Here is a 27,000-nt window from a genome sequence, read left to right on the forward strand (position 1 = left end):
TTCCTTGGAGCGCCAGGAATATAGCCGCACACATTCAAGCGGTTTTGTATACAGCCAAATAGACGGATGCGACAACCTTCGTCACAAAAAAATGAGGGTTTTTTGAGACTCATGGATAAGTAAACAATCTAGTAACTACTCTCGGATGTATTTCTTCGTTAACACGCGCGGCGCGCAACCTGAAAATACTACTAGCTCATCATTTGTCTGAAAAATGTTCCATGCAGTAGTGCAAACCATACAATCTACTGGCCCACATTTCTCGGAAATTTCCCTCGCTGTATCTTTATTTATGACAAACCACTCCCCGTTTACCTGATACGCCTTGGGTGCGCAGCAATTAGGCAAATTCCTAGAATCTAGTATAACACCATCGTGCCTAAAACTGACATTCGATTCTCCAGGGACAGAAACCCATTCTGGTTTGTCATTCACAATTGTTTCTGTGGCCACATATTTCCAAGTGCCAACAATGCCTTCGATTTCCGGAGCCGGTTTTGGATTATCGCTTTTACAAGCAAAAAAAGCAAACAGGAGTATTGGTGCTAGTACGAGATTTTTCATATTTTGAAGTTTTTGAATAGGATGGGTGTTGATCCGTAATAGTTGGAAACCTTGGAATTTTATTAATCACGGATGTAACGTCCTTAATAGTTTCATTACACCAAATATCTTAGTCTCCGAAAACCTCCGTGGCTGTTGCAAAACTGCCACCGACGTTTTCCAAGACCGAAGAATAATGACAAGCACCTACCCGCGCCTGGAGACCTAATCTCATATAGCCATCTCACATTTGAATGACTCAAAAACTTTGATCTACTGGCTTATGATACAAATTATCCAATAATGGCACCCAAACTCTTGGCTTGTTTGGTGGCTTTCAGAGCATAGCATGTCGAACCGGATATATACTCCGGTTTTGATTTGTATCTAGCTGAAAATCAAATTAATATAGTATAATCTTCCCCTTGGTTTTATAGGCTTGCATGAAAAATCCTGTTTAGTCCCCACAACCGAAGTCGAACCAAAAGCCTGTTAAGAAGTGATCAAAGAAAGTCCGAATTGCAATTTTCAGTGATTGTAAATGCAAAAAAGCCCCTCAACTTGCGTTGAAGAGCTTCCGTACCCAGAGCCGGAGTCGAACCGGCACGAGTGTAACCTCATTGGTGTTTGAGACCAACGCGTCTACCGATTCCGCCATCTGGGCATTCTCTTACTTGTTGGGAGTGCAAAAGTAGGGAGAAAAAGAGATTAAGCAAGCTCCGGACGCAAATTTTTCGTGGATTTTTGACAGGAATTTCCAAAGCATTCGATAATGTGCTTATTCATAGCGTAATGCTTCGATGGGGTCGAGCCGTGAGGCCTTGATGGCTGGATAGATGCCGGAAAGTACCCCCACCATTACGCATATTGCAATGCCTACTGCCATCCATAGCCAGGGGACCACAAAAGTACTGTTGGAACTGATGAGCCCCGTAATGCCGTTGCCCACGATAATTCCCAGAATCAGTCCGCCGATCCCTCCGATGAGGCACACGACGATGGCTTCAATGAGGAACTGTAGCCGGATTACCCTTGGCGTTGCCCCCAGCGACTTTCGGATGCCGATCTCGCGTGTACGTTCGGTGACAGACACGAGCATGATGTTCATCAGCGCGATGGCCGCGCCCAGTAGTGTAACGGTTCCGATGACAAAACCGCCGATGCGCAGATAACCGGTGATATTCTCGAAATCTTTCGCCATAGCGTCAGCGCGGTCGATTGCAAAGGAATCCTCTTTGCCCAATGCGTCATTGCGGATGCGGCGCATGATTCCACGGGCTTCTTCGACAATGAAGTCGCCGTCCGTTACATTTGGGGCGGAGGCTGTGACGTTATACGTGAGCGTACGGTTCGCCGCGAGCCCCCGACCATTTTCAAGCGGTATCAGAATGAGCCGGTCACCATCGCTACTGCCGCCGAGTGAGCCTTTTTTTTGCAACACACCCACTACCTTATACTTGCTGCCTTTGAATGTGATCTCTTTGTTGATAGGATCAACCCTTTCAAAAAGCTTGCGGGCGATTTCCTGTCCCAGCACTGCAACATTCAAAGCGTTTTCCATATCATTCCGATCCAGATTGCGGCCCAGGTCGATTTTATAACCGTTGATGGGCAAATACTGCTCGTCGGAGCCTACGACATGGCTGTTGGGATTGGTTTTGTTGCTCCGGTAATTCACCTGAACTGCCCCTGCGATGTCGGCAGATAGCGAAGCGGTGGCGGTATACGACGCCTTGAATTTCTCCGCAAAGGCTTTGGCCTGGCGATAGGTGATCGCAGGATATTGCTTGTTACGACGACCGCCGCTCCGGAAATCATCGTCCGACCTGTTGCGGACGGTGAAGGTATTGGCTCCGAGGTCGGCGAAGCTGCTGTTGACAGACCCCTGAATGCCGTCGATAGCCGTGAGGATACCTACGAGTGAAGTGATCCCAATTGCGATAATCAGGGCAGTCAGGACAGTCCTGAGCAGATTGCTTTGAATGGAACGCAGGCCTTCCTCAATGTTTTCGCGTATGATCATGGCGATTTAAAACTGGTGCACCAGAAACGAAATTTGATCGTTAGATATGGACTTGGGCAGATCAAAAACCGGTACGACTTTTATGACAAATTTCAGATCGTTGCGGTTTCTTTATATATTTATTCACTACCTGATGTAAAACTGCGCATGAAAGTCGAAAGAATCAAACCAGTGGTACGCCTCTTTATCCCGCTTGTCATTTTTTTGGCAGGCACGTTCAATGCGCTTGCCAATCGACTTCTGATCCCGATGGACGAGACACAGAAGAATCATTTGAAAGCGTATGGCATATCTTACTGGATACTTAAAAATTATGAAATGGAAATGGACTGGCTCCTCAATTACCGGGGTGGCAGTTTTATGGTGGCTTACAACCAGCAGTTTGCGTCTGAAATGACGGTGCGAGGCGTGAGTTTCGAAGTCATATCTGAGGGTCAGGCGGGCCAGATTCTCAGCCAGATCAGTGCCGCAGACGTGAATATGGATGCCGTGAAATTGCAGAAGGCGCCCAGAATCGCCGTCTATTCTCCCAAATCCAAGCTTCCGTGGGACGATGCGGTAACACTCGTGTTGACTTATGCAGAGATTCCCTATGATGTGGTTTACGACGACGAAGTTTTGAACAACAAACTTCCTGAATACGACTGGCTGCATTTGCACCATGAGGATTTCACCGGACAGTTTGGCAAGTTTTTTCAGTATAAAGACCGGCCCTGGTACCGCGAGCAAAAAAAGGACGCAGAAGAGACAGCCGCGAAATTTCAGTTTAACAATGTTCCGCAGATGAAGCTGGCGGTGGCCAAAAGAATCGCGGAGTTCGTGACCGGCGGTGGTTATATGTTTGCCATGTGCAATGCTACCGATACGTTCGATATCGCGCTGGCCGCCGATGGCGTTGATATTGTAGATGCGATGTACGATGGTACCCCGGCAGATCCTACCGCCAATGGGAAGTTGAACTACGACAATACGTTTGCATTCCGTGACTTCAAAGCCATTTCATATCCATATGAAATTGAATTTTCGGATATTGATAACCAGCCCGAAGAACGGGGCGTCACGGAAGGGAACGACTTCTTTTCATTATTCCAGTTCTCCGCCAAATGGGACCCCGTCCCGAGTATGCTGACGCAGAACCATCAGATTATGATTAAAGGTTTCCTGGGGCAAACAACCGCATTCAAGAACCATCTGATCAAGCCCGAGGTGATCATTCTGGCTGAGAACAAAATTTCAAAAGAGGCCCGCTACATTCACAGCACACATGGGAAAGGCTTTTTTACTTTTTATGGCGGGCACGATCCGGAGGATTACCAGCATCGGGTAGGAGAAGAGCCGACAGACCTGAACCTGCATCCCAACTCGGCAGGCTACCGTTTGATCCTGAATAATATACTTTTTCCTGCCGCCAAGAAGAAAAAATTGAAAACTTGATCGAAAAGTTAACAGCGGAAGAATATGCGTTCCCAATCACACAAACCGTGCGTTATCGCACGGTTTTTTGTTTTTAAAATCGATGTAATTAATTGATTGTTAGCTTTTTAGCTATTGGCACGGATTTCGGATACAAAGAGGGAATATTAGCCATGGATTTTTCCAATTAAAACCAACCCTCATGGATCGGGAAATTGCACCGGATTTTGTCAGGCATACGAGAAACCGACGGTGGATCATCATCGGCGCGGCTCTGGTAGGACTGGTCGTCATCCTCTATTTTTTTAAAAAATCGCTGTCCAGTACCATTGAACGGACACGCATCAGGACTGGCACAGTCGAAACCGGCAGTGTCGAAAATACGATCACCGCTGCCGGGGAGATCATACCGGCGTACGAACAAATATTCACCAGCCCCATTCGTGCTAGCATTAAACGGATCCTGCTGACACCCGGCACCCGCGTGCAACCGGGACAACCTATTGTGGAACTCGACAAATCTCTTACGGAAATAGAGTCCGAGCGCTACAAGGACCAGTTGGAGCTTAAAAAGAACAGCATCGATCAGTTGCGGATGAAGCTCAATAAAGATCTCTATGATGCAGAGATCAATGACAAGATTAAATCTTTGAATATCAATAAACTGAAAGCGGACTATGAGGATGCCAGGCGCCTGCAGAAAGTAGGTGGCGGTACCGTCGAGGATATTACCCGTGCAGAGAATGCACTGAAAATTGCGGAGCTGGAAAAGAAGCAGCTGGAAAATGACCTCCGGTACAATCGTGAATCGATGGGGGCCAGTTTACGAGAAACCGAACTGGGTGCGCAGATCGAAGGTAAGAACTTGCAGGAGTTGCAGCATAAACTCAAAATGGCCGACATCGTCGCCGACCGCAAGGGAGTACTTACCTGGGTGAATGAAAATATTGGCTCGTCGGTCAATGAAGGTGAAATGCTGGCGAAAGTGGCCGATCTGGGTAGCTTCCGCGTAGAAGGGAGCTGCTCCGACGTATATGCGGATCAGGTTAAAGCGGGTTTGACTGCGATCATCAAAATCAATGAGGTGCAATTGCGTGGCGTGATCACACAGGTAAAACCTGCCGTGAAAGACGGCGTAATCGGCTTTACGATCCAGTTGGACAATGCCAGAAACGAGTCACTCAGGCCGAATATGAAAGTTGAGGTGTATGTCGTGACGAGTAAAAGCATCAGGACGCTGCGTGTAAGCAATGGTCCAGCTTTCAATGGAAAACAAAAGCAGTATGTGTATGTATTGCAAAATGGCACAGCGCACCGGCGTGAGATCGAGACCGGTCTGGCAAATTTTGATTTTGTAGAGATTAAAGGTGGACTGAAAGCAGGCGAGCGGGTGATTCTGACGAATATGAATGATTATGAACACCTGGAAGAGATTACTATTCAATGACCGCCTCATGAGAAATCTCTTCCCCTTATTGATTGTATTGTTTCAGGTGTGCGGCGCGTTGGCCCAGGTGCGTAAGCTGAGTTTGGACGAAGTGGTTCAGCAAGCCCGGACGCAGTCTATTGCCTCGAAACAGGCCGTTACGCAGAAAAAAACCAATTACTGGCAATACCGCTCATTTTTGGCCGATTATAAGCCGCAATTGAGCCTGACCGGTACATTACCCGGCTTTACGAGATCATACATCGAGGTCGTGCAGCCGGATGGGACGGTCTCTTTTCAGCAGGTTTCGAAGAATAACTCACTATTGAACCTGTCGTTGAGCCAAAGTATCGCATGGACGGGCGGAACTGTTTATGTGCAACAGCAAATGCAGCGTTTCGATGATTTTCAGGGTGATGTCACACGTTACAATGGGATACCGTTTGAGGTCGGGTTTAAACAACCGCTGTTTCAGTTTAATCCGTTGAAATGGGACCGGAAAATACAACCGCTGAAATACCAGGAAGGAAGCCAGCAGTTTATCCAGTCGCTCGAACAGGTGGCGCTGAATGCGACCGGTTATTACTTTGATTTGCTGGTGGCGCAGGTGAATTTACAGATTGCGGAAAAGAACAGGAGCAACAATGATACCTTGTTCAAGATTGCACGTCACAAGCTTGAACTGGGTAAAATATCGCAGAACGATCTTTTGCAACTGCAAATGGGTTTGCTGACGGCGCAAAAGGATCTCGCCTCCGCCCAACAGTCGGCGGCGGTTGCATCATTGAAGCTTAAAATGTACATGGGATCCCGGGACGAACGGGAATTGGAATTAGACATTCCCCTCGAAGCAGCCCAATTTGAGATCAACACACAGGTTGCGTTGGATGAGGCATTTGCCAACCGCTCAGCTTCTGTCGCATTCCGCAGACGGTTACTGGAAGCCGAGCGTGATGTCCAGCAGGCCCGGAAGGACAATGGGCTGAATGCCACACTGAATGCAACATTCGGGTTATCGAACCAGGGCAATCTCCCGCGTGACGTATACATAAGCCCGCAGGACCGCGAGTTTGTGGAGTTGCAACTGACCCTTCCCATTCTGACCTGGGGGCGGAATAAAGCCAGGACGGAAGTAGCCAGGGCCAATCAGGAATTTGCGCAGCAATCGGTGGAACAGGACAAGCTCACCTTTGAGCAGGAAATATTTACCCAGGTAACCCTGTTGCAAATGCTGCAAAAACAGGTAAAGCTGACACAGGTTGCCGATGGCATCGCCGCCGACCGTTACCAGATCGCCAAAGAACGTTTCATTCTCAGTGATCTCAGCGTAACCGACCTCGGCATCGCCACCCAGGAAAAAGATATCGCCCGCCGCGATTATATTTTGGCATTAAGGGATTATTGGCAGGCATATTACAGTTTACGGCTGCTAACACTATACGATTTCGAAAAAAATCAGAAGATTAGTTATTAGTAAGGGAGAAGGGAGAAGGGAGAATTCAGGCTTAGCCATTAGATAAGTCCGTCAATTTATTAACCTGACGTTCACTTATTCAAAATTCAGTCATTCAGTCAATCCATCATTCAATTTAAAGTACCGTGCCATGATCAAATTACAGAACGTTGAAAAAGTTTACCGTACCAGCTCGATTGAGACATTAGCCCTTAACAACATCAACCTGGATGTAAAGAAAGGAGAGTTCGTCTCGATCATGGGGCCGTCGGGTTGCGGGAAAAGTACATTGCTCAACATTATCGGGTTGCTGGACGCGCCTTCGAAGGGTAGAATCGAGATCGATGGCTCTCCGGTGGAGCGTTTTACCGACAAACATCTCGCCGAGCTGCGCAACCGGAAGCTGGGTTTTATTTTTCAGAGCTTTCACCTGATCAATGATCTATCAGTGATAGATAACGTCGAAATTCCGCTGCTTTACCGCAATTCGTCCGGAAAGCAGCGAAAGGAGCTTGCGCAGGAAGCATTGGAAAAAGTAGGGCTTAGCAATCGGATGAAGCATTTTCCGAAGCAACTCTCGGGAGGGCAGAAGCAACGTGTCGCCATTGCCAGAGCCATTGTAGGTAACCCGGAAATCATCCTGGCCGACGAACCTACCGGTAACCTCGACAGCGCTATGGGCAATGAGATCCTTGGCATCCTGCAAAAACTGAACAGCGACGGAGCGACAATCGTAATGGTCACACACGACGAAGCCATGGCCAAAAAAACCGACCGGCTGATCAGGCTGTTTGACGGGACGCAGGTTAGTTAATTTTGAATGGGTGAATGATTGAATGACCGAATGTTGTTTCATGCCTTGCTAAAAATGGCCGCCTGGAATTCCATTGGTTTGTTCATTCATCCAAAATCGAATATTCACTCGTTCGCCCGTTCACTCATTTAGTCATTCAACCATTCAGTCTTGCCCTATGCTATCCAACTATATCAAAATTGCCTGGAAAGTTTTGCTGCGGCATCCTTTCTATACATTCATCACGCTGTTCGGTATTACGCTTACGCTAACGGTGCTGATGGTGGTGACATCGTTCCTCGACCATTTGTTCGGCGCACATTATCCGGAGACCAAACGCGGCCGTTCGCTTTACATCGCTACCATTCTTCAGACTGACTCGGCCAACACCACCATGTCGTCGGGACCTGCGTCTTTCGATTTTTTGACGAAATATGCCAAATCACTCAAGACCGTCGAACGTGTTTCCATTATGAACAATTTCGGTTTCTCCAATGCATACAGGAACGGGAAGCGGATCAAGCTCAACACGAAGTATACCGATGCCGATTTCTGGCATGTCGTCGATTTTCAGTTTTTGGAAGGAAAACCTTACAACGAGACCCATATCCGTAATAGCGATCACGTGGCTGTAATTACCGATGCGCTCAGGGACCAGTATTTTGGAAAGGATGACCAGGCAGTAGTCGGGAAGAACATCGAAATAGAAAATATACACTATCGTATCATCGGAGTGGTGAAAGGCAGCCCACCTACAAGGGTTTACACCTATTCGGATGTTTATTTCCCGTACACATCACCCAAGAGCAATTATGAAGAGAAAGGTATGCGGGGACGTTTTGTAGCCATCGTGCTGGCCAAAACGGCCTCTGATATCCCGGCCGTCCAGTCGGAGTTTGATAGTAACATCTCGCGGATCCCGCGTTCGGAAATCCAGGACGGGCAAAGGTACAATATACTGGTGGTGAAGGCGGAAAGGTACTTTGACCACTTCCTGAACACATTCGCGAGAGGTGATAAGGAGAAGGTAATGTTTTATTCGGTTGCGGCGCTGGTGCTGCTGATGATCATGGGCCTACCCGCTGTAAACCTGGTTAACGTCAATGTAAGCCGTATACTCGAGAGAGCGTCGGAAATCGGTGTCCGAAAAGCATTCGGAGCCCCTTCGAAAGCGCTTTTATGGCAATTTATCATCGAAAACATCTTCATCACCTTCATCGGAGGGGCATTCGCGCTGGTACTGTCGCTGGTTGTGATCCGGTTTATCAATTCCAGTGGCTGGATCGCCTATGCGGATCTGACCGTTAATGTCCCGGTATTTCTGGTCAGCATGTTGGTTTGCCTGGTTTTTGGGTTGCTATCGGGCGTCTTGCCGGCTTTCAGAATGTCACGGCTGAAAATTGCCGACGCGCTCAAAGCCTGATGTTAATAATCTTTATTTAAATCGCAAATTGTCATGCTAGGACATCTTTTTAAATTGATATGGAATAAAAAAGGCGCGCATTCCCTGCTCATCATCGAAATCTGGGCCGCTTTCCTGGTACTGTTCGGTGTGTTGACGCTTATTGTCTATAACGTTCGTAATTATATGCAACCCATCGGGTTCCAGTATGAGCAGGTATGGAACCTGGAACTGGCGCGCTATCAGGATACCACCGAGGTCGGTTTGAAGCTGGAACGGGTAATGCAGCGGATCCGGTCTTACAGGGAAGTTGTTTCGGTGAGCCGGATGAGCAGTAATACGCCATTTTCGGCCAATCAGATCGGTAATTCGGTTACGTACAACAAAGTAAGTGTCGGCGCAGATTTCTATTATACGGATGGAGGACTTAGTAAAACCATCGACTTGCCGTTGAAAAAGGGCAGGTGGTACAGCGACGGTGACCGGGCGGGCAAGTTCATCCCCCTGGTAATCAATCAGAAAATGGAGGATAAGCTCTTTCTAAACGAGTCGGGGTTGAACAAGGTGGTGAAGCTGGACGACAAGACTTCGGGTAAAGTGGTAGGAATCGTAGATAAGTTCAAGGCAAAAGGTCAGTTTATGTCTGATAATCCTGCGCTTTTTCAGATGATCGCCAAGGACGACCAGTGGAATTTGAATATCCTTATTAAAACGAGACCGGGCACTGACGCAAACTTCGAGGCACGTCTTGTGAAGGATATCGCGATGATGTTGCCTGGCTGGGGTGTCGAGGTAGGCTATCTCAAGGACTCCCGCAAAAACCGGGAAAACCTGACGCTTGTGCCGGTCTTGATATTTCTGATTGTAAGCGGGTTTCTGCTAACCAACGTGGCGCTTGGTCTTTTCGGGATCCTGAACCTGAACATTGCCCGGCGTAAAAGTGAAATAGGCCTCCGTCGCGCCATGGGAGCAACGGAAAGAAAGATAACTACCCTGTTTCTGGGGGAAGTGTGGGTGCTTGCCACATTCAGCCTGATTTTGGGACTCATTTTTGCAGTCCAATTTCCTCTGATGAATGTTTTTGATCTGGATAAGGAAATTTACATGATGGCGATTTTGGCAGCCGTCGTTGTAATTTATATCATTGTAACGCTTTGTGCCTGGTTCCCCAGCAAGCAGGCATCCCGCATTCATCCGGCGGTGGCGCTGCATGAGGAGTAGGGTGATGATTGAACAATTGAATGGCTCACGGCGGAATCAAAATGACCTGGTAATTTATTTTTGATTTTTTTGCCTTACAACCGGAATAAAATGAACCCATCGCCGGACTGACAGGTTTCCGACAGCCGACAGCCGACAGCCGACAGCCGACAGCCGACAGCCGACAGCCGACAGCCGACAGCCGACAGCCGACAGCCGACAGCCAAAGTTTAAAATATATATGCTCCTGATAGTTGACGACGATCTTGCGATCCGTACTTCCCTGGTACTGATGCTGAAAAAAGAAGGGTTTGACGTGAAGGGGGTAAGTTCGCCGGAAGAGACATTCGACGTGCTGAAAACAGTGATACCCGAAATGATATTGCTCGATCTGAACTTTTCGATTGAAACATCGGGGAAGGAAGGGATGCATTTGCTGCGGCGGATCAAAAAACTGAATGCCACGGTTCCGGTGATTCTGATCACCGGGTGGGGGACGATCGACCTGGCGGTACAGGGAATGAAAGAGGGGGCTGCCGACTTTGTAACCAAGCCCTGGCAGAACGATTATCTGTTGCAATCTATCCGCACGACCCTGAACCTTGCCAGACCGGCACAGGAGGCGGGGAGCAGGCGGAAGTTGGATCAGCAGTATCATTTCGACAACATTGTGGGGGAAGATCCCAAACTGCTCAGTATACTGGAAACGATCGGACGGGTTGCGCCTACGGACGCGCCGGTACTGATCACAGGCGAAAGCGGAACCGGTAAGGAACTGATCGCGGAAGCCATCCATTTGAACAGCAGACGGAAAGTGCGTCCGTTTGTGAAAGTAAACCTCGGCGGCATTTCTTCCACATTGTTTGAAAGTGAGCTGTTCGGGCATGTTCGCGGTGCGTTTACAGATGCCAAGACAGACCGTACCGGACGTTTCGAAATGGCGAATCGGGGCACCATTTTTCTGGATGAAATCGGAGAGCTGGATCTTTCCAGTCAGGTCAAATTGCTGCGTGTATTGCAGGAACGTACATTTGAGCCACTTGGAAGCAGCAAGAGCCGTACAGTGGACATTAGGGTGATATGCGCCACAAACCGTAATCTGGAAGAGATGGTGGCGCAAGGGACCTTCAGAGAGGACCTGTACTACCGGATCAATCTCATTACGGTGAAGTTGCCTGCATTGCGCGAGCGACCCGACGATATTCCCCTGCTGTCGGTATTTTTTGTCAATAACCTGAAAATGATCTATGGACGGCCCGAGCTGAAACTAAGCTCCGAGGCGGTGAAATGGCTTAAAAATCTACCATTACAGGGAAATATCCGTCAGCTTAAAAACCTGGTCGAACGGACGGTGCTCCTGGCGGGAACGGATGTTCTCGATATCGCCGATTTCCAACGCAACCTGAATGCCGGCAATGCGGTACCAGCGAAGAGCTTGCCCGAAGTCGGTAGTATTACATTGGAAGAGATGGAGTACCAGATGATTGTGCGTGCCATGCAGTATCACCAGAATAAGGTCAGCAAAGTCGCCCGTTCACTAGGCATTACCCGTTTTGCATTGTATCGCAGGCTGGAAAAATACGGCATATCTTTTGATTCGGAGGAGGTATGAGGCTATCCACGAAGAAGAAATACATTTTTTATATCGCCACACTGCACGTGGTTCTGTTGTTGCTGGTTTATAAGGTTCTTTTTCAGGACAAAATAGTTTTTATAGCCTCCGAGATTTTCCTGCTCGCATCGGCGGTTACTTCCATTGTGCTCTATAACAACTTTATGCAACCTATCCAATTTGTGAAGTCCGGAATCGAAGCTATTAAAGACAAGGATTTTTCGATCAAGTTCGTCCCGACCGGCAAGGGTGAGGTGGACGTGCTGATTGAAGTGTACAATATGATGATCGATCAGCTGCGCGAAGAGCGTGTCAAACTGAACGAGCAGCATTTTTTTCTGGAAAAGCTCATTGAAGCATCGCCTATTTCGATCATCATCCTTGATTTCGATGAGCGCGTCGAATCGTTCAACAGCAAGGCTAAGGCGCAGTTTGAAGAAGCGGGAACTACGCTGGCAGGAAGGAAGCTTACTGAAACGGGTCAGCCGTTGCTGGCAGAGCTTTCTGGAATGCAGGATAGCGAATCGAGGATGGTTAAAACCAACGGCATTGTTACGTTCAAAGTACAGCGGTCGCATTTCATGGACCGAGGGTTCCGCCGTTCATTTCTTATGATCGAGGAGCTGACGAACGAAATCCTGGAATCGGAGAAGAATGCCTATGGAAAGGTGATCCGGATGATGGCACATGAAGTAAACAACACGCTGGGTGCTACCGACTCGATATTGCAGACAACCACCTGTCTTCTTCCCGATGCTGATTACCGGGAAGTAAAGGACGCATTGCAAATCGCCTCGGAGCGTAACCGGAGGCTCACCCGGTTTATGCGGAACTTCGCGGATGTGGTACGCCTGCCTGCACCCACGTTCACTCATACGGATGTTCGTAAGCTGGTTGCCGACGTAGCATTGTTTATGGAAAGTACAGCTTCCGATCGCGGCGTAACCATTCAATGTGATTTAGGCCAAATACCGGTTTTCAGCGATATGGATCAGGGCCAGATGGAACAGGTTTTGGTGAATGTGATCAAAAATGCCGTTGAGGCCTGCGAAGTCCGGAATGAAATCATCGTTTCGGTCACTGCGGAAAGTATATTGATCCGAAATAACGGCAAAGCCATTGAAGCGGAGGTGAATGCACAACTATTCAATCCTTTTTTCAGTACCAAGCGCGATGGTCAGGGGATCGGACTAACATTGACAAGGGAAATTCTGAGCAATCACGGATTTGCATTTACTCTACAGACCGGAAGCGACGGCTGGACGGAGTTCAGGATCGAGATCGGATAACTCATATTTTCCTGACACGAATGGCGAATGCCCGTGCAGGATTTCGGATCATCAGTGTATCAATTTCCCGTTGGGTAAGGCCATTCTGTCTCAAAGCCGGGAGCAATTTATCGGATATGGTCGTAAAACCAAGAAATTGGCCGCCATCAGGCTCTCCGGGCCGATACCAGCCAGCGTCATGTGAAATCAGGATTTGTTCCAACCAGCCCTTTGACGCCAGGGAAGTGATCAATTCCACGTGATGACTGATATTGTCTTCATTTACGCCATCCAGGCTGATCCAGCAGCCACTTTGTGCAATACGCTCCATTGCTAGTGCGCTCCCGCTGGCATGCACCCACACGAATGCGGAAGGATGAACACCCGCTTCGCGAAGTATGTTGATCTCCTCCTGCGCGGGTAATGCGGGACCTGTGTGAGAACAAATGGTCAGGCCAGTCCTGAGGTGGGCGATGGCGGCCGCCCGGACTAATTTTTGATGTAAATCGGACAATTTACCATTATTGACGCCAGTTTTGATAAATCCGGGCCGGATAGCTGTTCCCTCAATGCCCTCATTAAACTCTTTGATCCATCGGTCGGCAAGCTGTTCTGCGGTTTCTGTAAATGCCTGAGAGGGAAGGTACTTGTTGTTCGAGGCACCGTAATAGCCGGTATTGGTCAGGATATTCAGGCCCGATTTTTCGGAAAGTTTTTTTAGCAATAGGACATCCCTTCCGATGAATGCCGGCGTGCATTCCATCAGGGTGCTGATACCTTTTGCTTTAATTTCCAGAAGATAGGGGAGTACTTTCCTGATCACGTCATCGTGTTTCCAGCGATCAGGCGTGATCTGGTCCGCACCAATGAAATCGACCAGGACATGCTCGTGTATGAGTGCTCTGCCGAATTTGGCCGTTTTAATTTTACCGAGTACGGAGTAAGTGAAGGAGGCCTCCGGCAACCTCGCAGCTATCAATGGCGTTGCAGCAAGCGCCGTAAGAAAGTGCCTCCGTGAGATTTGACTTGTCATACCAAGACCATTTACCCAAACGAAAGGCCCTGATTTCTTTAATCTCCTTTACTCGATAATAATAAACGGTGTAGGGCTGAAAGAGATGACGAAGATGATGAGTGCACAAATGCCCAGAATGATCCTTGGCGTATCGAGCGGCGTGTTGTCTTCGGTCTCAGGGTGCTTGATACCCAGGAAACGGCCCAGAATGAAGACGAATGGCAACAGGTTCACGGACCCGTTCCAGTCAGGACGCACGTAGGTTACTGCGAACTGGCCTAATACGATGATCAGACTGACCATCAATGCCGTGGAAGTGTTATCGAAAGCCCGTTTGAAGCAGATGTACAGGAAATAGATGTAAATCGCGAGGTATAGCAGGCGTTCATAAAACACCGCATTGCTTCCGGTAGCAAAGGATTCGGTCCGGAAAATCCCCAGCCCGGCATAGAATGCAAAAATACCGAAGAGAATGGGGGCTGCGACGTTGAAACGTTTTTTCCCGATTAATCCATAGAGAATATGCCCGCCGTCGAGCTGACCAATGGGAATGAGGTTCAGTGAAGTGAAAAAGAGCGCCAGGTAGCCTGCGAAGAGGTAGGGATAATGGATCATTTCATACGAATGGGGCAGCCTGGCAGGGTCTGCTATGTAGGTTTTGAAAAACCAGAAAAGAATATTGTCGCCCAGCATCAGGTTTCCCGCAGGGTTTTCATACACGAACTGTGGGTAGTTTGGTCCAAAGCGGGCATAATCCGGGTGAATGCTGAAAATGTATTCAGGGGGAGGTAAATGCGTGAAGCCATACCAAAGCACCACCAATGCGGCAATGAAGCCGGCCAGTGGCCCCGCAATACCGATATCAAAGAATTTGAGCCGTGACCTTATCGCCTCTTTGATCCGGATGAATGCACCCAGCGTTCCGATGCTCTCCGAAATACCAAACCATAGCGGAATGTAGTAGGGAAGCGTCACTTTTACTTTGTGCGCTCTGGCAACGAAATAATGCCCGAACTCGTGAATGGTTAGTATCAGCAGGAACGGGATGGAAAAATGAAATCCCTGAACGAACTCTGCCCAGCCCATCGACTTGAAATTCGCAGGGATTACCAACTCTTCCTTTTTCCCGACCAGGAAAAAAAAGAAGTCGTAAACGAACCCGAATTTGTTGCCGAACATCCACTCCGCACCGGCCATAGTGGTGGTAATGACGGTTACGACGAATAAAACAGCCTGGATGATGTGGGTTCGTGTGCTAGACGGCATAGTCTTTGAGGTATTCCAGAATAGTGACCGGCTTTTGGACATGAATGGTGTCTATGCCCAGTTGGGAGGCGGCCCGGATATTGTCCAGGTTGTCGTCCAGAAATAAAGTTTCTTCCGCTTTCAGTCCGGCTTTATCGAGGACTTTCTCATAAATACGGGCATCGGGCTTCATCAGCCCCATTTCGTAGGAAAGGAAAACGACTTCGAAGAGGTCATCGAGCCTGTCGACGCCTGTCGAAGCCTTTAATATCTTATTTACCTGGGTAATGTGTATGGAACTGGTGTTGCTCAGCAGGAATAACCGATAACGGGTTGCCAGTTTTCTGAGCAATTCCACTCGCTCCGGCGGCAGGTCCAGAAGCAGGCTATTCCATGCCGTGTCGATGGCTTCGTCCGACAGATCAGGAAAATTCAGGATTTCGCGAACATAGTTCCGGAATGTAGCTTCATCCAGCAAACCGGTTTCGAACTGGCGAAAGAGCTCATTTTCTTTAAAAATGGTCAGAATTTCACTTTGCTCCTTACCACTTAATTCAGCGAATGACCTGGAAGCGATAGGAACATCGATGTTCAGGATGACATCGCCGAGGTCGAAAATGATATTCTTGATCTGATCGTTTTTCATGGATTTTTTACGCTTCTACGACTACACCCATTGAGCAGAATTTGTCGATACGCTGATCGATCCGGTCTTGCTCGCTGATCGCGGACAATTCGCCAATGTTTTCGAGGATTACTCTTTTCAGTTCGTCGGCCATCCATTTGTGGTCCAGATGGGCGCCGCCAAGTGGTTCGGCAATGATACCGTCTACGAGTTTATTGTTTTTCATATCCTTTGCGGTGATCTTCATCGCCTCGGCTGCCTGCTCTTTGAAATCCCAGCTTCTCCAAAGAATAGCCGAGCAGTTTTCCGGGGAGATCACCGAATACCAGGTATTTTCGAGCATCAGCACGCGGTCACCGATAGCAATCCCCAATGCGCCCCCGGAAGCTCCTTCTCCAATCACGATACAGATCACCGGCACTTTAAGCATGAACATTTCTTTCAGGTTGCGTGCAATGGCTTCACCTTGTCCGCGCTCTTCGGCTTCCATGCCTGGAAAAGCTCCCGGTGTATCGATTAGTGTGACAATAGGCTTGTTGAATTTCTCGGCCAGTTTCATCAGGCGCAATGCCTTACGATAACCTTCGGGATTAGGCATTCCGAAGTTGCGGTGCTGGCGTTGCTTGGTGTTACGGCCTTTTTGTTGTCCGATGAGCATGAATGACTGCCCGTCGACATTGGCCAGTCCGCCGATAATAGCCGGATCGTCGCGTACCTGGCGATCACCGTGCAGTTCGATAAACTCGTCACAGATCAGTTCGATGTAGTCGAGTGTGTAGGGGCGGTCAGGATGGCGGGAAAGCTGTACACGCTGCCAGCGCGTGAGGTTTTCAAATATTTCTTTTCGAAGGTTGGTGATGTTGCCTTCCAGCAACGCAATGGCATCTGAAAAATCCACATTATTTTCATTTGCCAACGCTTTCATTTCTTCGAGCTTGCGTTCGAGCTCGGCCATAGGCTTTTCAAAATCCAGGTATGTTCTCATATTTAGGTTCTGGTAATTAGTGGGCGCGATGAGAGGAATCAGAGTTCGTAGGTAGTGCCTCTCAACGGTATTTCAACCGATTCGTAGCCGTGTTCTTGAATTTTACTCTGGAACTCAGCCATGCTTTGCTGCTCTCCGTGGACGAGAAAAATGCGTTTGAGTTTTTCCGGATCCTGCATTTTTACAAATTGAATTAGGTCGTTTTGGTCTCCGTGGCCGCTAAATACGTCAATTTTTTCAACATTAGCCAAGACCGGGTACTGCTTTCCGCGAATCGAGATCGTGTCCTGCCCGTTCAGCAGCCGCCATCCGAGCGTTCCTTCCGACGCATAACCGATCATCAGAATCGTCGCGTAGGGGTTGCCAATGTTGGCCTCGACGTGGTGCTCGACGCGCCCCCCCTGTACCATTCCCGACGAAGAAATGATAATGCAGGGTTCGTTATAATTGGAGACCGCCCGGCTGGCATCCGCGCTTTCCAGGTATATCAGGTTTTCGAAATCAAACAGCATGTCATTGTCTTCCTGAAAATCCCGGGCTTCCTTGTTCAGCATCCGAGTATGACGCTGATACACCTTCGTGCTGCTGTGTGCCAGCGGACTGTCGGAAAAGACCTTAATGAAGGGAAACGAATGGGTCAGATATAGCTGGTTGAGGGTGTAAAGCAATGCCTGTGTTCTGCCTACACTGAATGAAGGGATGATAAGCCTTCCCGGAATATCAATACAGGTGCGCTTGATCACATCAGCGAGCGTTTCCGCCGATCCGCGTTTGTCTTCATGCACCCGGTTTCCGTAGGTCGATTCACAAATCAGGTAATCCACTTGAGGGATCTCCTGCGGATCGATCAGCAGCGGGTAGTTCCGGCGACCGATGTCACCTGAAAAGCAGACCCGTTTTTTCTCACCGTCTTCATACACTTCCAGCACGATATGCGCAGCCCCGAGCAAATGTCCGGCTGCATAATAAGTCACAGTAACGTTGTCGGCAATGCGGTAACGCTGCCCGAAAGCAACCGGGACGAAATTATCCAGTGCCTCGATCACATGTTTTTCAACAAAGTAATCCATGGGCACCTCCCGCTTTTTCTTTCCTTTCCTTTTGGATGACCCGTGACGGGAATTTAGCCGCTTCTGATGGAGGTTCGCTGCATCTTTGAGCAGGAGGGAGGTCAGCGCCATGGTGGGCTCCGTGCAAACCACCCTGCCTTCAAATCCTTCTTTATAAAGATTGGGAATGTTCCCCGAATGGTCGATGTGCGCGTGAGTAAGCAGCACGGTATTGATTAGGCTCGGTTCAAACGGGAAAACGCTTTTTTGTTGTTCATACCTGGTTTTCTTGCCGATCTCATCCAGATCGAAATCGGAGCCGCAGTCGATCAGGATCCGGTAGTCATCTGTTTCCAGAAGGAACATGCTACCTGTAACCTGCTGCGTAGCTCCCCAAAAAGTCAATTTCATATAAATAGTATGGGTGAAAGCTATATTGGGATTTTTCCCTCGTCGGAAAAATCAATATCACTATTGTATCTTTTCTTTGTAAACTACCAATTGTTCGGCTAATATCTTACAAAAGTACCAAAAAACTGCCTGGGAATCGGAGATTAGTTATTAGATTCGATAAGGGTTAGTGATTTTTGTACCCAATGATTTATTGAAAATCTATGAAACTCTCCTTTATCGCAAGCTTTCTTCTAGTTTGCCATATTGCCTTTGGTCAGGTGATCGACACGACGGGTCTGGCCAATTTCAGTGACGCTGTTCTGGAACTTCAGAATAGCGAATTCATGCGGAGTGGTTCCCTGGCGGTCAGTGTCAAATCGGTTAAGGAAGGCACACACATTTTTGCATTGAATCCGGAGCGGTCCCTACCTTCCGCATCCACGCTCAAACTGGTTTCGAGTGCTACGGTTCTGGCATTGTTTGGAGGCGACTTCAAATTCCAGACGTTTTTGGAGCATGATGGTGTCATCAGAAATGATACGTTGTTCGGTAATCTGTATATCCGTGGTGCTGGCGATCCTTCACTCGGAAGTGACAGGTTTAAAGATTATCTATCTGCTGACCAGCTTCTTAACAGGTGGACTAACGCTGTCAGATCAAAGGGGATCAAATATATTGCTGGACGGATAGAATCGGACGCGTCTATTTTTGACGATAAAGGTGTCGGTGATACTTGGATTTGGGGAGACATAGGAAATTATTACGGAGCAGGTGTTTATGGTATCAACTTTAATGAAAATTTATATCGCGTAAAATTAAAACCGGGTAGTGAAGTGGGGGATCCCACCGAATTCCTGGGTACTGAGCCCGCTGTTGGCTATCTGTCCTTTGCCAACGAGGTTACAACGGGCGAGAGAGGTTCAGGAGATCAGACGGTTATTTACGGTAATCCGTTGGGAGACAATGTCCTGCTATCTGGCACGATCCCGGCCGGAGTTCCTGTATTCTCAATAAAGGGCGCAATTCCGGATCCGTCGTTTTACATTGTCTATGCATTAAAGCAACGCTTACTGGCTGCTTCTGTTTTGCAGCTTGAAACAAAGTATGTTGAGAGGAGTGCAAGCACCCAATTTGCTAACCCCAGGCGTATAATAGACGAATACAAATCCCCGCCATTGAAAGAGCTTTGTCAGCAGGCCAATTTTTGGAGCATTAACCTCTTTGCCGATGCGTTTTTCAAGCAGGCGGGTAAGAGGCTCGCTGGAAAATCGGGCTTTGATGATGCGGCAACGGCGATTACCGCGTATTGGTCGGGTCGCGGGGCCGATTTGCGGGGATTTTATATCAAAGACGGGAGCGGCTTGTCACCCTCAGGGTCTATTACCTGCACCAGCCTGACAGACATACTGAACCTGGCGCATAAGGATGTAAGTTTTAATGATTTTTACAAGAGCATAGCCGTGCTCGGGCAGAACGGGACAGTCCGGAATCTGGGAAAAGGAACTCGTGCGGCAGGTAATGTGCATGCGAAAAGCGGATCTATCGAAGGTACGCGTGCATTTGCGGGTTACGTGACGTCGAAATCGGGCGCACTGCTAAGCTTCACAATCATCGCCCACAAATATGTACCGGGGAGCAATCGGGTGATTTCTGATTCGCTTGTCAAGTTGATGACGTTAATGGCGGAATTGTGAAGTAAGTCAGATTACTAGAATGCCAATCCGGCATATGAGTCTAAATACGGGAAATTTCAGTCTGATTTCTAATAAAAAACCAAGTAACTTATCAGGATTACTTGGTCTTGTTATAGAAATCCAGGGAGATTTAGATGTATTTCAGGTAAAAATTCAAGCCAGAATTTTACCTGAAATACATTACTGTACCTGCTCGATCACCAGATTATGATTGGTATAAATGCAAAGATCAGCCGCGATGGTCAATCCTTCCCTTACCATTTCCTCGGCCGAAAGGTGGCCCGCATGTTTTTTAAGCGCCTGAGCAGCCGACAACGCAAAGTTTCCACCGGAGCCAATCGATGCGATTCCGTTTTCAGGTTCCAATACGTCACCGGTTCCTGAAATAACCAGAATTTCCTCCTTATTTGCTGTGATCATCATCGCTTCCAGTTTACGGAGGTAGCGGTCGGTGCGCCAGTCTTTGGCGAGTTCAATGGCGGCGCGTTTCATATTTCCGCCGTAGGCGTTCAGTTTTTCTTCAAAACGGTCGAGCAGGGTAAACGCGTCGGCTGTGGATCCGGCGAAGCCTACCAGGATCTTGCCGCCCATCAGTGACCGTATTTTCTTTACATTACTCTTGGCAACGGTATTACCCATTGTGGCCTGACCATCAGCGCCCAGGGCAACGGTGCCGTTATGCAGTACACCAAGGACGGTGGTAGCGTGTATTTTTTCCATATTAATCGTTTGATATCTTCTGTTTTTGCCTTGCCATAAACCGGCAGAACGGCGGTTAAAACAAAAGTGCCAGGCGGATGGGCCTGACACTTTTGCATATTGTCATATGTTTTCGGATCATACGAGCATGCTCATAGGCTCTTCCAACAGCTTTTTCACAGTGAGAAGGAACTGAGCTGCTGTTGCTCCGTCCACAACACGGTGATCAGCGGAAAGCGTTACTTTCATGATGTTCGTCGGATAAACTGTTCCATCTTCTTTGAAGGCAGCTACCTTTTTGATCGCGCCGATCGCCAGGATGCAGGAATCCGGCGGGTTGATGATCGCGGTGAATTCATCCACTCCGAACATCCCCAGGTTAGATATGGAAAATGTATTGCCTTCCCAGTCTTTGGGTTGCAGCTTCTTGTCCTTCGCCTTACCCGCAAGGTCTTTCACTTCGCCGGAAATCGTCGACAATGTTTTCTTATCGGCATCGCGGATCACAGGCACCAGCAAACCTTCGTCCACTGCTACTGCTACACCAACGTTGACATAATTGTATTTTCTGATCTTATCTCCGAGCCAGGCCGAGTTTACAGCAGGGTGTTGCTTTAATGCGATTGCACAGGCCTTGATCACCATGTCGTTGAAAGAGATCTTGGCAGTAGCTACTTCGTTCAGCTGCGGACGCAAAGCCATCGCTTTATCCATCGTAATTTCCATGGTTACATAGAAATGCGGAGCAGTGAACAAGCTTTCGCTCAATCTGCGTGCGATGGTTTTACGCATTTGCGAGACCGGCGTATCGGTAAAGTCTCCGGTTGCGGCGTCAGACGAAGGCGTACCTGGTGCCGCTTCTGCTTTTGCAGCAGGAGCGGGCTGTGCAGCAGGAGCTGCCACTCCGGTAGCTTCGGTTTTGGCAGCAGGCTTGAACTCGTCCACATCGCGTTTCACGATACGGCCGTTGTCGCCGCTTCCCGAAACCTGGCTGAGGTTAATGCCCTTCTCGTCGGCGAGACGTTTTGCCAGGGGAGATGCCTTTACCCGTTCATTGGAATCGGCTACTGATACAGCTTTGTCAGACCCGTTTACCTGTGCCGTGGCCTGTTCCCCCGGAGCAGATGCAGCGGCGGTTTCAGCAGGTGCTTCGCCATTTTCGCGGGCCAGTAACGCTTCCACGTTAGAGCCTTCTTCGCCAATTACGGCGATGATACCATCTACTGGTACGGCTTCACCTTCTTTGATACCCACATAAAGCAGCGTACCATCTTCATATGCTTCAAGTTCCATAGTAGCTTTGTCGGTCTCGACTTCTGCCAATATGTCGCCTGATTTTACTTTGTCTCCTACTTTTTTCTGCCAAGACACCAGCGTACCTTCTTCCATGGTATCACTCATTTTCGGCATGCGAACTACTGTTGCATTGATTTTTTCGACAGGAGCGGACGGCTTTGGAGCTGGCGCTGCAATAGTTTCCGCGGCAGGTTTGCTTTCTGCTTTGGCGGGCTCGGCTGCAGCAGTATCTGCTGTGGATCCGTTTCCGTTGCTGGCACCGTCAAGCAGGGCTTTGTAATCTTCGCCTTCTGCACCTACGATAGCCATGATCCCGTCAATGGGTACGGCATCGCCTTTTTTCACGCCGATGTAGAGAAGAGTTCCGTCGTAATAAGATTCCAGGTCCATGGTTGCCTTATCGGTTTCCACCTCAGCAATCACTTCACCGGATTTAATTTTATCGCCTACTTTTTTGTGCCATTCCGCGATAACACCTTCTTCCATGGTGTCGCTCATTTTGGGCATACGAATTACTTCTGCCATATCGCTCGTTAAGGTATTTTTTGTTCTTGGTCGAAATTCAGATTCCAGTCAAAATTACAATAAAAGGTGAATAGGAGAGATTTTTAGCAGTATAAAATTGCCCCGCCTGCGGCCGATGTCTGATTTAGTCGAAATAGTTGTTTTGGTAGGGCTTGATTATCAGCGGTATATGGATGCAGCGCGTTCCGGGAGCATTTATAACGATGTGAAAGTTACTGCTGAACGGAGTGTTTAAGGTTTTTTGACAATATATAAATGATCTGCCAAAAGATGTGAATTAAGCCATTCCATGTTTTCGGCGGGTGTTTCGGATGATGCTAATCTGAGCGTTCTGAAAAAACTGGCGGCCACGCGCAGCCGTTTTCGGAAGGTATAGGACGTTTCTCCGTGTTGATTTCCGGATCGCTTCACCGGAATGCCCTTGCAACGCAGCCTGGTTTTGGCAATAAGCCCGATCAGATAAGGCGACTCCTTTAAAAAAGGAAGAAATTGTCGCGCAGCGTCCCGGTGTATGACCATAAAAAGCCCTGCATGCATCGGAATCCGTTTTCCCGAGAACCAATGAACCATTCCCTTGAAAAAAAAAGAGGTAAAGAGCCTTGCCGTGGATTCGTATTGCCCTTGTCTTGTAGCAAAAACCACATCCGTTCCCGGGCCTATGGAGCGGATCAGCCGGAGCAGGTTTTCGGGCTCGTCCTGCAAATCAGCGTCCATCGTCGCAACGAGGTCGCCGCGGGCAAAAGCCATGCCGGTAATCAGTGCGCTGCTTTGACCCACATTTCTTTTCAGGTCGATAATATGGAAGGAAACGGTCGGTGGCAGTTGCCGGAGGATGGAAAGAGAGTGATCCGGTGAGGCGTCATTCACATAAATGATCTCGTAAGCATCCTCTGCTTTTGCCGACATCATGCTGACCCGCTCATGGAGCTCCGCGAGTGTGGAAGCGCTTTTATATACCGGAACGACAATACTGACCATCAGTAACCTTTTTCATAATCTACAACATTGGCCAGTCTTTCCCCCCGCACGTAACGTGCGAGATTTTCCTCAAAAAGACGCTGCCATTTATAAACCGGTCCTTCCAGGCTCCTGCCTACGTGCGGACTGACCATGATCCTGGGTTCGTTCCAGATCCCGTGGGAGGGGTGCAATGGCTCCTGCTCAAATACATCGAGTGCGGCTCCTGCGAGTTGTCCTGCGCTTACCTTTTGGAGTAATGCCTCATCGTCGAGTGTTCCGCCACGCCCGATATTGACGACAAACGCGCTTTGAGGCAACTGGTCCAAAATCTGCTCATTTACAAAATGTCTTGTTTCCATGGTTTTGGGCAGGCAGATGATCAATGCATCCGTTTCACCGAGCCGGGATTGCCAGGATTCACGCCCGAAAACGATGACAGAACCTTCCTGTGAATCTTCCACGCGGTTCCGCATCGCAGAAACCTTACCGCCCATGGCGGTAATTAACCGGGCAATTTCCTTGGCCAGGCTGCCCCAACCCAGGATCAGGCACTGGCTGCCGTGCAGCGTTCGCAGCCTGTGTCGCTGCCAGCGATTATCGTTTTGCTCGTCGCGGAGCAGGTGTATTTGTCGGAACAGCGTTAGCAGTAATGCCACGGTATGCTCTGCCAACTCGGGATCATAAACACCTCTCGCACAAGTGAGCAGGATATTGTCTTCAACCAAACGCTGCTTTTCCGAAAGTATCAGATCGACGCCGACGGAATTGGATTGTACCCAGCGCAACCGACGCGCAAAAGGAAGGCTTTGGATAAAAAAGCGGTTTCCAAGAACTACTTCTGCCTCGGATATCAACGTCCGGGCTTCTTGTTCAGAGCGGGCAATGGCAATGGGATGGTCCGGAGCTATTTGTTTCAGGCGGTTTAAATGTTCCGACACGGGCTCGTACATCAGCAGGATCATGCGTGGTGGGGATTGGTGGTCCAGCTTTCCACCTGTTGCCGGAATAAATGAAAGTCGGCCGCGACCTCTTCGGCGGATCGTGCGCGCGCATCTTCATACGCCTTGCGAATGTGGTGAATCATATGTTCCATGCTGTGTTGGGCATGGTCGCGGATGAATGTCCGGCGTAAAAAGCTGAAATCGATGCCCAGCCTGGCGTACTCCTTGATGAGGAATTTACTGGCAATGGGCATCCCGCTGGGTGGGTAAGTGACGCCACCAGCACCGAGCGGCACCTCGAAGTGGTTGCGTATATTAATCACCGTCTCATTCATTAACGGAACAAATATATTTTTGCTGTTTTGCTGGATATGAAGGTCGTTAAGGCCTATGTAGGCTCTCCGGAGTGGTAGTTGACTAAGTTCTGTCATGCAGTTCAGTGCTGCGGCAGTCTCTATCAGAATGTTGAAACCTGCCCGGTTACCGATCAATTCGGCGGTTAGCCGCGCTTCCTGCGTGTTATGGACCATGGGCAGGAAAATTTCGTCGGCCCCTGCACGTATTGCCAGCTCTACTTCGCGGTGAGTGTGTTCATCGGAAAAGCCGTTGATCCGGCAAATGAGTTTTCCATCGGGCGTTACTTCGCGTACCCGGCACAGGTCGTCATAGGTATCGAAGTTGATCTGCGTATCGAATCTCTCTTGTCGCAATTTCTTACCCTGATTTTCCCAATCGACGATAATGCCATCTACACCGGCCGAAACAGCCGTCTCGACGATGGCCGGGTCGGTGGAGAAAAGAAAGAGCTGGAACTGTTCGGTTTGGCGTAAATTTTGATTCACAAGCTTTTTGTTTTCCGTGCTACGACCAGACAGCTGGTCCCAAATGGTATTTTCGATTTACTGCGGATTGCTTTTGTCTCCCAATGCAACATGCTCCGCAAAACGCGCGCGGTACCGGGACGTCCGGCCATGTGTTCGTTCTTCTTTTTTTCGGGTGTGTTGTTCTTTTTGATGCCGAACTTTTCCGGTAAAACGCGGGCAAGCCACATAGGTGCCCATACCAGCGAGAAGAAGTAGGACTGATAGCTGACTTCGAATCCGGCCTGTTCTAAAAGTATACAGAGCTTGTCAAGCGTGTATCTCCTGAAATGTCCCAGCTGCACATCATTTTCAGACCACAGGCTATTGAAAGCGGGGACCGTCAGCATGATTTGACCGTTCGGGATCAGCAACCTGTTGATGTTTTCCAGAAAGGCCCGATCGTTTTCAATGTGTTCCATCACGTCAAAGAATCCGGCGGCCGGCGCGGAGCCGTTTGCCTCCTGCACATAGTCTTCCAATGTACTTTGAATGGTCGATCGTATCCCTCTTTTTCGGGCGTTTTCGATACCGCTAGGGTAGGGCTCAACCAATGTTACCTGGTAGCCAGCCTCTTGCATGGCCAGTGCCGTGATCCCGTTCCCTCCGCCGATATCCAGGAAGTCGGTCGGGAAGGCATTGGCCTGCATGGCTGCCACAAGGCATTCGTTCCGGTGCTGGTACCAGAAAGAAACATCCTCCATGTCGTAACAGACCGAATTGCCGTCGTCGGGATACGAAACAATCCAGTTTTCCCTATTTTCTCCCATTATTTCTTTTCTCCTGTGATGATCTGGAACGGCAGAAAGGTGTTAAGTCCCGGAATCTTTTCCAGTACCGGCTCGCTTTTCTGACCAACGGCCGTGTTGGACATAAAAGGCGGATAGAAGCCAAATCTTTTAATCCGGAGGTTTTTCCACCCGGCATAATGCATCGCCTCGAACAATTTTTTCCGGGTCATATCCGCAACACCTTTATCGCCTTCCCATGACATACCGGGCGTGAATGCGATTTGCAGGTAGTACAACGGATTATAGGCATTGGGTTCGAGGAATACAAGCTTGGCGCCCGGCTTGGCAATGCGGTACATGGCCTGAAAGCAGGCGTGCAGGCTGTGGAAATGATGCAGTGCCATGAAACCCATGACAACGTCGAACTGCTCATCGAGTTCCTCCGGTGCGTCGAGAATATCGGCGGCGTGTAATTTCACCGGAAACTTGTTGTCATTGTAAACGAGCAATTGCTGCAAAAGGAATGGTGAAAGGTCAAGCCCTTCCACCCGATAACCCTGAGCAAGGAAATTGAGTGTATATTTTCCCATTCCGCACGCCACGTCGATGATGCGGTCTGTTTTTTTGATACCGGCAAAATCGATCACTTCCTTTACATGTCTGCGCACGTAAGGTGAGGACACCGGGATCATGGTCTTCTTGATCTGATGCCCGAAATAGTCGAGCTGCTGATTGTTGTGGAACTTGATATTGGAAACGACGATGCTCATAGAAAAACGAGTTGAGGTCCTTTATGCTTTCAATATAGAAGAAAATGTTGCGATCGGCAACAAATTGCAGGTGTGACTT

General features: G+C 48.8%; 23 protein-coding genes and 1 tRNA gene. 9 read left to right on the forward strand and 15 right to left on the reverse strand.

Annotation, left to right across the window (positions count from 1 at the left end):
• Positions 1-135: 135 nt before the first annotated feature.
• The 3 genes from BP71_RS23550 to BP71_RS23560 all read right to left on the reverse strand — a co-directional run bounded on the left by BP71_RS23550 (position 136) and on the right by BP71_RS23560 (position 2,566).
• A complete protein-coding gene (locus BP71_RS23550) occupies positions 136-564 on the reverse strand; it encodes a hypothetical protein (RefSeq protein WP_342083990.1) in 429 nt (142 codons plus the stop codon).
• Positions 565-1,123: 559 nt separating this feature from the next.
• Positions 1,124-1,207 (reverse strand) — tRNA-Leu (locus tag BP71_RS23555).
• Between the two features lie 114 nt (positions 1,208-1,321).
• Entirely contained in the window at positions 1,322-2,566 is a 1,245-nt protein-coding gene (locus tag BP71_RS23560; RefSeq protein WP_496383799.1) for an ABC transporter permease, read from the reverse strand.
• Between the two features lie 171 nt (positions 2,567-2,737).
• On the opposite strand from BP71_RS23560, the gene BP71_RS23565 reads away from it, so the two are divergent.
• The 8 genes from BP71_RS23565 to BP71_RS23600 all read left to right on the forward strand — a co-directional run bounded on the left by BP71_RS23565 (position 2,738) and on the right by BP71_RS23600 (position 13,154).
• Positions 2,738-4,000, forward strand: coding sequence for an asparagine synthetase B (locus BP71_RS23565; protein ID WP_496384274.1), 1,263 nt, complete (start codon positions 2,738-2,740; stop codon positions 3,998-4,000).
• Between the two features lie 181 nt (positions 4,001-4,181).
• A complete protein-coding gene (locus BP71_RS23570) occupies positions 4,182-5,426 on the forward strand; it encodes an efflux RND transporter periplasmic adaptor subunit (RefSeq protein ID WP_496383801.1) in 1,245 nt (414 codons plus the stop codon).
• Between the two features lie 7 nt (positions 5,427-5,433).
• Entirely contained in the window at positions 5,434-6,879 is a 1,446-nt protein-coding gene (locus BP71_RS23575) for a TolC family protein (RefSeq protein ID WP_496383803.1), read from the forward strand.
• Between the two features lie 130 nt (positions 6,880-7,009).
• Positions 7,010-7,672 (forward strand): ABC transporter ATP-binding protein, encoded by a 663-nt coding sequence (locus BP71_RS23580; protein WP_496383805.1) that lies wholly within the window; start codon positions 7,010-7,012, stop codon positions 7,670-7,672.
• A gap of 157 nt (positions 7,673-7,829) precedes the next feature.
• A complete protein-coding gene (locus BP71_RS23585) occupies positions 7,830-9,074 on the forward strand; it encodes an ABC transporter permease (RefSeq protein WP_496383807.1) in 1,245 nt (414 codons plus the stop codon).
• A 33-nt stretch (positions 9,075-9,107) separates the two neighbouring features.
• Complete coding sequence (locus BP71_RS23590; protein WP_496383808.1) at positions 9,108-10,274, forward strand: ABC transporter permease; 1,167 nt, start codon at positions 9,108-9,110, stop codon at positions 10,272-10,274.
• Between the two features lie 220 nt (positions 10,275-10,494).
• Positions 10,495-11,865, forward strand: coding sequence for a sigma-54-dependent transcriptional regulator (locus BP71_RS23595; protein ID WP_496383810.1), 1,371 nt, complete (start codon positions 10,495-10,497; stop codon positions 11,863-11,865).
• Positions 11,862-13,154 (forward strand): sensor histidine kinase, encoded by a 1,293-nt coding sequence (locus tag BP71_RS23600; protein ID WP_496383812.1) that lies wholly within the window; start codon positions 11,862-11,864, stop codon positions 13,152-13,154. The genes BP71_RS23595 and BP71_RS23600 overlap by 4 nt, the downstream gene beginning before the upstream one ends.
• 1 nt (position 13,155) lies before the next feature.
• Here the strand turns inward: BP71_RS23600 and BP71_RS23605 are convergent, their stop codons facing one another.
• From BP71_RS23605 to BP71_RS23625, 5 genes are read right to left on the reverse strand one after another with little or no spacing between them, the layout of a single operon-like run.
• Positions 13,156-14,166, reverse strand: coding sequence for a phosphotriesterase family protein (locus BP71_RS23605; protein WP_496383814.1), 1,011 nt, complete (start codon positions 14,164-14,166; stop codon positions 13,156-13,158).
• A 48-nt stretch (positions 14,167-14,214) separates the two neighbouring features.
• Positions 14,215-15,414, reverse strand: coding sequence for a site-2 protease family protein (locus BP71_RS23610; RefSeq protein WP_496383816.1), 1,200 nt, complete (start codon positions 15,412-15,414; stop codon positions 14,215-14,217).
• The gene (locus tag BP71_RS23615) at positions 15,404-16,039 is read right to left on the reverse strand and encodes an HAD family hydrolase (RefSeq protein WP_496383818.1); all 636 of its coding nucleotides are present in this window, start codon (positions 16,037-16,039) and stop codon (positions 15,404-15,406) included. Before BP71_RS23615 ends, BP71_RS23610 begins: the two co-directional genes overlap by 11 nt.
• 7 nt (positions 16,040-16,046) lie before the next feature.
• Positions 16,047-17,003 (reverse strand): acetyl-CoA carboxylase carboxyltransferase subunit alpha, encoded by a 957-nt coding sequence (locus BP71_RS23620; RefSeq protein ID WP_496383820.1) that lies wholly within the window; start codon positions 17,001-17,003, stop codon positions 16,047-16,049.
• Between the two features lie 38 nt (positions 17,004-17,041).
• On the reverse strand, positions 17,042-18,463 hold the full coding sequence (locus BP71_RS23625; RefSeq protein WP_496383822.1) for an MBL fold metallo-hydrolase RNA specificity domain-containing protein: 1,422 nt from the start codon (positions 18,461-18,463) through the stop codon (positions 17,042-17,044).
• 203 nt (positions 18,464-18,666) lie between these two features.
• Here BP71_RS23625 and dacB point away from each other — a divergent pair, with 203 nt between their 5' ends.
• The gene (gene dacB, locus BP71_RS23630; RefSeq protein ID WP_496383824.1) at positions 18,667-20,139 is read left to right on the forward strand and encodes a D-alanyl-D-alanine carboxypeptidase/D-alanyl-D-alanine endopeptidase; all 1,473 of its coding nucleotides are present in this window, start codon (positions 18,667-18,669) and stop codon (positions 20,137-20,139) included.
• 180 nt (positions 20,140-20,319) lie between these two features.
• On the opposite strand, the gene hslV is transcribed toward dacB, so the two are convergent.
• The 7 genes from hslV to BP71_RS23665 form a co-directional block, all read right to left on the reverse strand.
• Entirely contained in the window at positions 20,320-20,859 is a 540-nt protein-coding gene (gene hslV / locus BP71_RS23635) for an ATP-dependent protease subunit HslV (RefSeq protein ID WP_496383826.1), read from the reverse strand.
• A 117-nt stretch (positions 20,860-20,976) separates the two neighbouring features.
• The gene (locus BP71_RS23640) at positions 20,977-22,659 is read right to left on the reverse strand and encodes a pyruvate dehydrogenase complex dihydrolipoamide acetyltransferase (protein WP_496383828.1); all 1,683 of its coding nucleotides are present in this window, start codon (positions 22,657-22,659) and stop codon (positions 20,977-20,979) included.
• Positions 22,660-22,890: 231 nt separating this feature from the next.
• On the reverse strand, positions 22,891-23,637 hold the full coding sequence (locus BP71_RS23645) for a glycosyltransferase family 2 protein (RefSeq protein WP_496383830.1): 747 nt from the start codon (positions 23,635-23,637) through the stop codon (positions 22,891-22,893).
• Positions 23,637-24,581, reverse strand: a complete 945-nt coding sequence (locus tag BP71_RS23650) for a D-2-hydroxyacid dehydrogenase (RefSeq protein ID WP_496383832.1) — start codon at positions 24,579-24,581, stop codon at positions 23,637-23,639. Before BP71_RS23650 ends, BP71_RS23645 begins: the two co-directional genes overlap by 1 nt.
• Positions 24,578-25,402, reverse strand: a complete 825-nt coding sequence (locus tag BP71_RS23655; RefSeq protein WP_496383834.1) for an aldolase/citrate lyase family protein — start codon at positions 25,400-25,402, stop codon at positions 24,578-24,580. Before BP71_RS23655 ends, BP71_RS23650 begins: the two co-directional genes overlap by 4 nt.
• Positions 25,399-26,190: a class I SAM-dependent methyltransferase gene (locus BP71_RS23660; RefSeq protein WP_496383836.1), complete on the reverse strand. Its 792-nt coding sequence runs from the start codon at positions 26,188-26,190 to the stop codon at positions 25,399-25,401. The genes BP71_RS23655 and BP71_RS23660 overlap by 4 nt, the downstream gene beginning before the upstream one ends.
• Complete coding sequence (locus BP71_RS23665; RefSeq protein ID WP_496383838.1) at positions 26,190-26,921, reverse strand: class I SAM-dependent methyltransferase; 732 nt, start codon at positions 26,919-26,921, stop codon at positions 26,190-26,192. The genes BP71_RS23660 and BP71_RS23665 overlap by 1 nt, the downstream gene beginning before the upstream one ends.
• Positions 26,922-27,000: the final 79 nt, after the last annotated feature.

The organism is Dyadobacter ginsengisoli DSM 21015, from assembly GCF_059568735.1.